Annotated in this window: 11 protein-coding genes; 4 read left to right on the forward strand and 7 right to left on the reverse strand. The window is 62.6% G+C overall.

The features are described from left to right. The 4 genes from C1D09_RS09200 to C1D09_RS09215 form a co-directional block, all read left to right on the forward strand. On the forward strand, positions 1 to 1258 hold a 1258-nt coding region (locus C1D09_RS09200), incomplete at its 5' end, for an ABC transporter substrate-binding protein (RefSeq protein ID WP_425463409.1). 167 nt (positions 1259 to 1425) lie between these two features. Next, positions 1426 to 2349 carry a carbohydrate ABC transporter permease gene (locus C1D09_RS09205; RefSeq protein ID WP_143973969.1) on the forward strand — a complete coding sequence of 308 codons (924 nt, stop codon included), beginning with the start codon at positions 1426 to 1428 and terminating at the stop codon, positions 2347 to 2349. Continuing rightward, positions 2349 to 3197, forward strand: a complete 849-nt coding sequence (locus C1D09_RS09210; RefSeq protein WP_143973970.1) for a carbohydrate ABC transporter permease — start codon at positions 2349 to 2351, stop codon at positions 3195 to 3197. Before C1D09_RS09205 ends, C1D09_RS09210 begins: the two co-directional genes overlap by 1 nt. Positions 3198 to 3201: 4 nt before the next feature. Next, positions 3202 to 4269 (forward strand): ABC transporter ATP-binding protein, encoded by a 1068-nt coding sequence (locus C1D09_RS09215; RefSeq protein WP_143973971.1) that lies wholly within the window; start codon positions 3202 to 3204, stop codon positions 4267 to 4269. A gap of 163 nt (positions 4270 to 4432) precedes the next feature. Here the strand turns inward: C1D09_RS09215 and C1D09_RS09220 are convergent, their stop codons facing one another. The 7 genes from C1D09_RS09220 to rnr all read right to left on the reverse strand — a co-directional run. Beyond that, complete coding sequence (locus C1D09_RS09220; protein WP_143973972.1) at positions 4433 to 4633, reverse strand: hypothetical protein; 201 nt, start codon at positions 4631 to 4633, stop codon at positions 4433 to 4435. 223 nt (positions 4634 to 4856) lie between these two features. Then, positions 4857 to 5024 (reverse strand): 50S ribosomal protein L33, encoded by a 168-nt coding sequence (gene rpmG, locus C1D09_RS09225; RefSeq protein ID WP_006201775.1) that lies wholly within the window; start codon positions 5022 to 5024, stop codon positions 4857 to 4859. A gap of 152 nt (positions 5025 to 5176) precedes the next feature. Next, positions 5177 to 5635 carry a YqfO family protein gene (locus C1D09_RS09230; RefSeq protein WP_143973973.1) on the reverse strand — a complete coding sequence of 153 codons (459 nt, stop codon included), beginning with the start codon at positions 5633 to 5635 and terminating at the stop codon, positions 5177 to 5179. Between the two features lie 112 nt (positions 5636 to 5747). Then, a complete protein-coding gene (locus C1D09_RS09235; protein ID WP_143973974.1) occupies positions 5748 to 6926 on the reverse strand; it encodes an MFS transporter in 1179 nt (392 codons plus the stop codon). A 76-nt stretch (positions 6927 to 7002) separates the two neighbouring features. Further along, a complete protein-coding gene (locus C1D09_RS09240; protein ID WP_143973975.1) occupies positions 7003 to 7743 on the reverse strand; it encodes an NUDIX hydrolase in 741 nt (246 codons plus the stop codon). A gap of 73 nt (positions 7744 to 7816) precedes the next feature. Then, positions 7817 to 8269: a DUF983 domain-containing protein gene (locus C1D09_RS09245; RefSeq protein ID WP_143973976.1), complete on the reverse strand. Its 453-nt coding sequence runs from the start codon at positions 8267 to 8269 to the stop codon at positions 7817 to 7819. Beyond that, a partial coding sequence (gene rnr, locus C1D09_RS09250; protein WP_143973977.1) for a ribonuclease R occupies positions 8269 to 9813 on the reverse strand: 1545 nt, incomplete at its 5' end. The genes C1D09_RS09245 and rnr, both read right to left, overlap by 1 nt.

A 9813-nucleotide genomic window follows, 5' to 3' on the forward strand; every position in this document is an offset into this window, starting at 1 on the left:
GCTTGCCACCGTCGCGGGGCTGGCCATTTCCGCCGGGAGCGCGCTGGCCGATTCGACCCTGAAGATGGTCGAAGTCATCACCAGCCCGCCGCGAACCGAATTCCTGAAAAAGCAGATCGCCGAATTCGAGGCCGCCAATCCCGGCGTCAAGGTCGAGTTGATCTCGCTGCCGTGGGGCCAGGCCTTCGAAAAGTTCCTGACCATGGTGCAGGCCGGCGACACGCCTGACGTGGTCGAGATGCCGGAGCGCTGGATGGGCCTCTATGCCAACAATGCCCAGCTCGAGGATCTCGGTCCCTACATGGCCAAATGGGATGACGCCAAGACGCTCGGCGAGCGCGCCAAGCAGTTCGGCTCGACCGTCAACAACACCCAGTTCATGATCCCCTACGGCTACTATGTGAACGCGCTGTTCTGGAACAAGAAGCTGTTCAAGCAAGCCGGCCTCGACGGCCCGCCCGCGACGCTCGACGAATTCGTCGCCGACTCCAAGAAGATCTCCGCCATTCCAGGCAAATACGGGTACTGCCTGCGCGGCGGGCCCGGCGCGTTCAACGGCATGCACATGTTCATGAACATCGCTCAGGGCAAGGGCGGATACTTCAACGAAGACGGCACCTCGACCATCAACGAGGAGGGCTCGGTCAAGGGCCTGCAGATGCTGGCCGACATGTACAAGGACGGACTGGCGCCGAAGGATGCGGTAAGCTGGGGTTTCAACGAAACCGTCACCGGTTTCTATTCCGGTACCTGCGCCATGCTCAACCAGGATCCGGACGCGCTGCTCGGCATCGCCGACAAGATGAGCGCCGACGACTTCGCCGTGGCGCCCCTGCCGGTTGGTCCGAGCGGCAAGTCCTATCCGACGCTCGGCTATGCCGGCTGGGCGATGTTCGCCAACTCGCAGCACAAGGACGATGCCTGGAAGCTGATGGCGACCCTTCTGTCGCCAAAGGACAATCTCGAATGGGCGAAGGAAGTCGGCGTGGTGCCGATCCACAACGGCGCCGACCAGGATCCCCATTTCAAGACCGAGCAGTTCAAGGGCTGGTTCACGGAGCTGAGCGACACCTCCAAATATGAAATGGTGACGCCGCCGACGCATCTGGAGAACCTCGGCAATTTCGTCGACCAGGTGGCGATCAAGAATTTCCAGGAAGTGCTGCTCGGCCAGAAGACCGCCAAGGACGTCGCCGACCAATGGGCTCAATTCCTGACCAAGGAACAGCAGGACTGGCTGGCGAAGAACAAGAAGTGACGCCTCTTCCTTCTCCCCGTTTACGGGGAGAGGGCGTCACGAAGTGACGGATGGCGGCGCCAAGTTAGCGCCGCCCTCATCCGCCTGACTGCATCTTCTCCCCACCGAACGGGAGAAGGACGCTGTTTTGCCTTCCGGCATCCATCCTCTACCGTAGAGCCAAATCAATGACCTACGCCGTGTCCGAAATCCGATCCGCCGGCAAGCCGCGACGAAAGCGGCTGTCGCACGCCGCCATCGAGCCCTGGCTCTATCTGAGCCCGGCGATCATCCTGCTGGTCGTCGTCCTTTTGGTGCCGCTGGTCATCGGCATCAGCTACTCCTTCCGCAAATTCTCGGCCTTCAAGTCGGAATATGTCGGGCTCGGCCAGTATCAGGCGATGCTGTCGGACCAGGTGCTGGGCCAGGCGCTGGTCAACACGCTATGGTGGACGGTCGCCAGCCTGTTCTTCCAGTTCTTCCTCGGCCTTGGCCTGGCGCTGCTGCTCGACAAGCCGTTCCGCGGCCGCAAGGCGGTGCAGGCGCTGGTGTTCCTGCCCTGGGCGGTGCCATCCTTCCTGTCGGGCCTGACCTGGGCCTGGCTGTTCAACCCCATCATCGGGCCGCTGCCGCACTGGTTGTTCGCGCTGGGACTGAAGGCGGAACCGACAAACGTGCTCTCCGACCCTGCCACGGCGATGTGGGGGCCGATCGTCGCCAATGTCTGGTTCGGCATTCCGTTCTTCGCCATCACGCTGTTGGCGGCGCTGAAGTCCATTCCCTCCGAACTGCACGAGGCGGCAGCGATCGACGGCGCTTCGCCCTGGCAGCGTTTCACCAAGGTCACGCTGCCGTTCCTGGCGCCGACAATTGCGATCACCGTGATGCTGCGCACCATCTGGATCGCTACCTTCGCCGATCTGATCTTCGTCATGACCGAGGGCGGACCGGCCGGTTCGACCAACACAGTGCCGGTCTACATCTATGTCAGCGCCTTCAAGTCGCTGGACAAGGGCTATGCCTCGGCGGTGGCCGTGCTGCTGCTTGTGTTGCTGATTGCCTATGCCATCGCGCTGATCGCCATCCGCCGCTCCCTGGTGAGGCACGTCTGATGATCGCGGGACGCTCAACCTCACAACGGTTCTTCGGCGGCGTCGGCCTCTACGCGGCAATCGCGGCCTATGTAGTCTTCGCCTTGTTCCCCATCTACTGGACGCTGAAAATCTCGGTGACGCCGGAGCGGCTGCTCTATTCCGAAGGCATCACTTTCTGGCCTTCGCACATGACGCTGCAGAACTTCGTCACCGTGCTCGAGGCCACCGATTTCCCCCGCTATTTCCTCAACAGCGTCATCGTCTCGGTGTCGACGGCGGCTTTGGTGACAATCATCGCCACGCTTGCCGGCTATGCCATGTCGCGCTTCACCTTTCGCGGCAAGGCGGCGCTGGCCTTGATGCTGCTTTTGACCCAGACCTTCCCCCTGGTAATGGTCATTCCGCCGATCTACCGCGTCATGGGGCAGATCGGCCTGATCAACAGCCTGACTGGGCTGATCATCATCTACACCGCCTTCAACACCGCCTTTGCCACCTTTCTGATGCAGTCCTTCTTCGATGGCATTCCAAAGGATCTGGAGGAAGCGGCGATGATCGACGGCTGCACGCGTGCGCAGGCGATGCGCAAGGTGATCGTGCCGCTGACACTGCCCGGCATGGGAGCGACGCTCGGCTTCGTCTTCACCGCCGCGTGGAGCGAGCTTTTGTTCGCACTGATGCTAATCTCCAGCGACGACCAGAAGACTTTTGCCGTCGGCCTGCTCACCTTCATCGGCAAGTTCGCCGTCGACTGGGGGCAGATGATGGCGGCATCCATCCTGGCGCTGATCCCGGTTTGTTTGTTCTTCGCCTTCCTGCAACGCTATCTCGTTACCGGCCTGACCGCCGGCGCCGTCAAAGGATAGATCGATGGCCTCTGTCACGCTCGAAAACGTCCGCAAGGATTATGGCGCCGTCCGCGTCCTGCACGCGGTCGATCTTGAAATCGCCGATGGCGAGTTCGTCGTCCTGGTTGGGCCGTCCGGCTGCGGCAAGTCCACTCTTTTGCGGATGATCGCCGGGCTGGAGGAGGCTTCAGACGGCGAGATCCGTATCGGCGATCGGCTGGTCAATGATGTGGCACCCAAGGACCGCGACATCGCCATGGTGTTCCAGTCCTATGCGCTCTACCCGCACATGGACGTGTCGAAAAACATGGGCTTCAGCCTGCTCCTGAAGAAGGCGCAGAAGTCGACGATCGATGCAAGGGTGGATGGCGCAGCCAGGCGGCTCGGCCTCGACACATTCCTGCAACGCCTGCCACGGCAATTGTCGGGCGGCCAACGCCAGCGCGTCGCCATGGGCCGCGCCATCGTGCGCGATCCCAAGGTTTTTCTCTTCGACGAGCCGCTGTCCAACCTCGACGCGAAGCTGCGCGTGCATATGCGTGCCGAGATCAAGGCGCTGCACCAACAGTTGAAAACCACCTCGGTCTACGTCACTCACGACCAGATCGAGGCGATGACCATGGCCGACCGGATCGTCGTCATGCATGACGGGCTGATCCAGCAGGTCGGCGCGCCGCTCGATCTCTATGATCGGCCGGCCAACATGTTCGTTGCCGGCTTCATCGGCTCACCGGGCATGAATTTCCTGCCCGCAACCGTGGAGAAGGCCGGAAAGGTGGATGCCGTGCTATCCGACGGCCAGAAGCTGCGGCTGCCGGATGGCCTGCCGCTGAAGGACGGCGACGCGATCACCATCGGCCTGCGGCCTGAACATATAAGGCTGGCCGATGACGGCGCGCTCCAGGGCGAGGTGGTGGTGGTGGAGCCGCTCGGGCTTTCGACGCAGTTCTACGTCAAACTGGCCAACCAGCAGCTTTGCGTCTTTGCCATGGGGCGGGCCGGCGTGAAACCCGGCGACATCGTGAGGCTGGCGGCCGATCCGGCGGCGCTGCATCTGTTCGATTCGAAAGGCGGCGATCGCATCGGCTGAAGGAGATTTTCGGGCGGGGCCGGGGGAACGGAGCTCGCAGTCTCAGCTGGCCGTGCGCTGCAATTGCCAAGGGAGCTACCCCGCTTCACCAGATTTGCGAGGCTCCGGCGCCGCGAAAGGAAAAGCACGTCTTTCGCGCCGCCAAACCCGCGTATGGTGCGGGCTATTTGTTGGGCTCCCTCGGCGGCCGACTTCTCGGGAAAGGCACGATCGTCAGCGGCGACTTCTGAAATTCCGCAGCCGCTATCTCTTCGATCATCACATCCAGCCTGGCGCGTATGCTTTGGCTTGTTTCGTCTTCGCCGCGCAGGCGGTTTTGTGCGCATTCCAAAAGCTCGCGCGCCGCTGCAAAGTCGCTTTGCATCGCAAAACCCACTAGCCAACCCAACGCCACATCGTCCTCCCACTTAGTTTAGTGAATGCTAACGTGCGAGGCGGCAATTTAACGAATGGCGGCTCGTGGTTTAGCCGTGTCGGCGATCCGACGCGTCATGCTGGCTGCCACCTATCTTAACAAATACACTGACCTAGATACGAAAAACGCCGCCCGATGGGCGGCGTTTTTGTTCGCAAAGGCAAAACCCAGATTACTTGATCTTGGTTTCCTTGAATTCGACGTGCTTCTTGGCGACCGGGTCATACTTGCGGAACGACAGCTTGTCGGTCTTGGTCCGGCTGTTCTTGCTGGTCACGTAGAAGAAACCGGTGTCGGCGGTCGACAGAAGCTTGATCTTGATGTTTGCGGCTTTGGCCATGGTATCAGTCCGTTTGTTCGTGGGGTTTTGGCCGCTGGAGCACGGGAAAACACCCGGACGCGGGAAACTTGGCGCGACACATAAAGAACGTGCCTGGAAAGTCAAGCCCGGCGGAGCTTCTGCGCCCCACCGGAACCCCACATGGCCTCAAATCATGCGGTTTCTGTCTCCGGCGCCGCAATCTTTTTCCAGTCTCCGGTGGTGTGCCACCAGCGATTCGGATTGGTACGGTCGTCCAGCCCCTTGGAGCGGCTGGCGAGGATCGGCTGGATGCGGATCACCGGCTCCTGGTAGGAATGGGCCTGAAAAATCGCCTCGACGACACGGCTGGCCAAAGTCTGGTCATCCGGCAATTCGAAGGAAACCTCGACCGTGCCCGGGCGGCGGCGCAATTCCGTCTCGGCGCCGGCCGTGGCCCCCTCAAGCGGCCTGTAGCGCTCGATGCCGTGCGCCGACTGGTAGGCGTTGCGGTCATATTTGCCCATCGCCAGCGGGGCGATCGCAACCACCGCGTCCATGATGCGGTCGACATCCGCCGCCGGTGCCTGGAAGGTCACAAGCAGCAGAAGCGTCATTCTCAGGGATGTGGTTTCAAAGCCGCTGTCGATCATGTGAGTGTCCTCAACGTCCGATGTTTTGGGACACTCTTTTACCGCGCGGCTGCTGACATGGTTCTGTCAGCAGCCTGCCGCGTACGCGAACAGAATCGCTATCCCGGACGCGCTATAACAGGATCTTGCGCACCAGCCTGAAGCAGACCAGGGCGATATAGGCGCCGAAGAACAGGGCGAGCGACCAGCCGAAGCCGGAAGGCCCGAAACTGTCCATGCCGATGCCGATCGCCTGAGGACCAAGCACCATGCCGACGCCGTAGCACAGCACGAAGGCCGCGTTGGCCGACGCCAGTTCGTGGCCGGAGAGTTGAGAACCGAGATGGGCGAGGCCGATCGTGTACATGGCCGCGACGACACCGCCCCAGACGAACAGAAGCGCTGCCATCAAGTGCCAGTTGGCGGCAAAGAAGGGCATGAACAGCGTACCGGCAAGGCCAACCGTGGCGCAGGCGAGCAGCAGATAGCGCCGGTCCGAAACGCGGTCGCTGATCATGCCGATCGGGATCTGCAGGAGCACGTTGCCCAGCCCGATCATGGTCAGCAGCAATGCGGCGTCGGCTTCGGAATAGCCGATGCGGTTGCCATAGACCGGGAACAGCGCGAAGCCGCCGGTTTCGACCGCGCCGAACACCAGTACGGCAAAAGTCGCGGTCGGCACCAGCCAGATGTAGCGCAGGAAATTGCTGGTTTCGCCATCGGCCACGATGGAGGGGCTTTCGTTGCGCGCGGCCAGCACCGGTATGGCGGCCAGCGTCACCAATCCAATGATGACGCCGAACGGCCTGAAGCCGGAACTGCCGAGATGCGCGAACAGCCAGGGGCCGGCGGCAAACCCGAGCGACAGAACTGTGGCGTAGATGCCAAGGACAAGGCCGCGCCGGTGCGGCGGCGCCGACGTGCTGATCCAGAATTCCGACAGGATGAACAGCACCGTCAACGCGATATGCAGCACGATGCGGAGCGGGAACCACATCCAGAAATTGGGCGCAAAATGGAAGCCGACGAAGGCCAGCGCGCCGGTGGCGATCATGGCGATCATGGTCCAGGCGACGCCAAAGCGCATGGCGAGCGGCGTCGCCAGCGGCGCACCGGCGATCGAGGCCAGGCCGGCGACAGCGGTGTTGAGGCCGATCATCGAAGCCGAGTGGCCGCGCGTTTCGAGGATGACGCTGAGGAGCGGCATGCCGAGGCCAATGGCGATGCCGACGACGCTGATCGACGAGATCGCCGCCACCATCGGCAGCCAGTGTACGCGTTCGTCGCCCTGTGGTTGGGTATCGACCGTCATGGGGTGCTGAATACTCTGTCTCGTTGATCTTGCGCAATTCCGGGCGGAAAACCGCGTCATACTTTCCTGGAATTGCCTACAGAAGTTCGCGGGTGAAGCGGTTACGGACAAGCCGGTAGAAGGGAACGGGACCGCCCGGACGCAGCAGGGGATCATGGGCGAGGCGCTTTTCCAACTCGTCCAGGATCATTCGGGTGATGTCGGGTATGTCGGCTTCCCTGGCCTTGGCAAGCGGCAGCCAGACCAGTTCCTCGAGTTCATTGGTCGGGCCGCCGTCCGGCAGTTCGACCGCAACGTCGCTGCGCCAGGCGCTGAAAAAACGTGTGTCGAAGCGGCGCACCCGGTTGGGCGGAGTGATGGCGCGCGCGATTAGGCGCAGCGTTTCGAGCGAAGGCCTCACGCCGTGTTCGACAAAGCCTTGCCAGTCGCGCTTGTCGGTGGCAAAGGCGGCCCTCTCGCCGATGAGCAGCCCGGCTTCCTCATAGGTCTCGCGGATTGCCGACAAGGCGACGGCGCGGGCCCGCGCGGCACTGGTGCGGCCGGGGCCGGCAAGCAGCTTCGCTTCCTCGTCGCGATGCAATGCGGTGGCCGTCGCGATGCGGCTGTCGGCCGGGTCGGTACGACCACCGGGAAACACGAATTTCCCGGGCATGAAGGCGTGGCCGGCGTGACGGCGCCCCATCAGCACCAGCACCTCATCACCCTTGCGGTCGAGAAGAATCAGGGTCGCGGCATCACGCGGACGCAGGGGCCGGCCGCCATGTGCGGCAAGACCCTTGTCGAGCTTGTCGACATCCGCCTTGGTCATTGCTTCCATGCGCAGGGACCTAGCGGAAACTTCTTGCATGCGAAAGTGGCCTTAGCGATTGGCGTGTTGCGCCAGCGGCGCATCAGGCGCCGTGGTGGGAGCCCGCCCCATCCTTTTCGCCACCGAAACCGTGCATATAGAACGCCCATTGCAGTCCGATGACGGCGCCTTTGACAGGTTGCAGCAGGGCAACCGACAAGATGATGGTCAAGGGCACCCAGATGAGGATGTGCTGCCAGGTGGACAGCGTCGATGTCGCTTCCACGCCCATGAATGCGCCGAGGACGATATGGCCTACGATGACGATCACCAGATAGGCCGGCAGGTCGTCGGCTCGATGGTGATGGATTTCCTCGCCGCAGACGCTGCAGGTGTCGACAGTCTTGGTGAAGCCGCGGAACAGCTTGCCTTCGCCGCAGTTCGGGCAGCGGCCCACGAGGCCGCGCTTCATCGCCGTCCACAACGGGCGGGCAACCCGGCCGCTGTGGTGTTCGCCGCCGAAAATCTGTTCTTGTATCCCTAATTCTTTTGGCATCATCGTCTCCTGCCGCGCGAACCCGGTCGCGATTGCGACGCACGGGCGCGGCCCTTAGCCTTGTGAAACGACCTGGTAGAGCCTGGCAGGGGCTTCGGGTCGGTCAGCATCTCGAAACGCATGGCGCCGGCCATCGGTGCCACCTCGACGAGCCGGACCTCGACATGGTCCGCGAGCTGGTAGCCTTTGCCTGAGCGTTCTCCGAAGAGCGAGCGAGCCGTTTCGTCGTATATATAGTAATCGCCGCCCAAAGTTGACACGGGGACAAAGCCATCGGCGCCATATTGCGGCAATTGGACAAATAGTCCTGATTTGGTGACGCCGGAGATTCGGGCGTCGAACCGGTCGTCGATGCGCTCGGCGAGATAGGCTGCGATCAGCCGGTCGACCGTGTCGCGCTCGGCCGCCATGGCACGCCGTTCCGTGCCGGAGATCAGGATGGCAACGTCTTCGAGCCGAGCTGCTTCGTCCTGCGTCAGTCCTCCCTGACCGAGGCCGAGTGCCGCAATAAGCCCGCGATGCACGATCAGATCGGCATAGCGGCGGATCGGCGATGTGAAATGGGCGTAGCGCCTGAGGTTGAGGCCGAAATGGCCGATATTGCCTGGCGAATATTCGGCTTGGCTCTGCGAGCGCAGCACCACTTCGTTGACCAGTGCCTCATTGTCGGCGCCGCGCACGCGCTCAAGGATGCCGTTGAACTGGCTGGGCCGCATCTGCGCGCCGCGCGCCAGCGACAGGCCGAGCGTCTGGAGGAACTCGCGCAGGGATTCCTGCTTGGCGAGCGACGGCGCGTCGTGCACGCGGTAAACCAGCGCCTGCTTCTTCGCCTCCAGCGTCTCGGCGGCGGCGACATTGGCCTGGATCATGAATTCTTCGATGAGCTTATGGGCATCGAGGCGCTCCGGCACGATGACACGATCGACCGTGCCATCCGGCTTGAGCGTGATCTTGCGCTCCGGCAGGTCGAGTTCGAGCGGCTGGCGGCCGGCGCGACCGCGCTTGAGGATCGAATAAGCGTCCCACAGCGGCTTCAGCACGGTGTCGAGGATCGGACCGGTCTTGTCGTCGGGTACGCCGTCGATGGCGGCCTGCGCCTGCGGATAGGCGAGCTTCGCCGCCGATTTCATCATTACGCGATGGAAGGAGTGCCGGATCTTGTGGCCATCGGCGGAGAAGGTCATGCGCACCGCGAGGGCCGGGCGATCCTGGCCCTCGCGCAGCGAGCACAGATCATTGGAAATACGCTCGGGCAGCATCGGCACGACGCGGTCCGGAAAATAGACCGAATTGCCGCGCTTCAAGGCTTCGCGGTCCAGCGCCGTGCCGTAGCGGACATAGGCGGCTACATCGGCGATCGCCACCGTGGCGATCACGCCGCCCGGGTTCTTTTCGTCGAGATCGGGCGTGGCAAAGACAGCGTCATCATGGTCCTTGGCGTCGGCCGGATCGATGGTGACGAGGGGCAGGTCGCGCCAGTCCTCGCGGTGATCAAGCGTCGCCGGCTTGACGGCCTCGGATTCGGCGATGACGTCGGTCGGGAA

The organism is Mesorhizobium intechi (assembly GCF_002879535.1).
Classification (GTDB): Bacteria; Pseudomonadota; Alphaproteobacteria; order Rhizobiales; family Rhizobiaceae; genus Mesorhizobium; species Mesorhizobium intechi.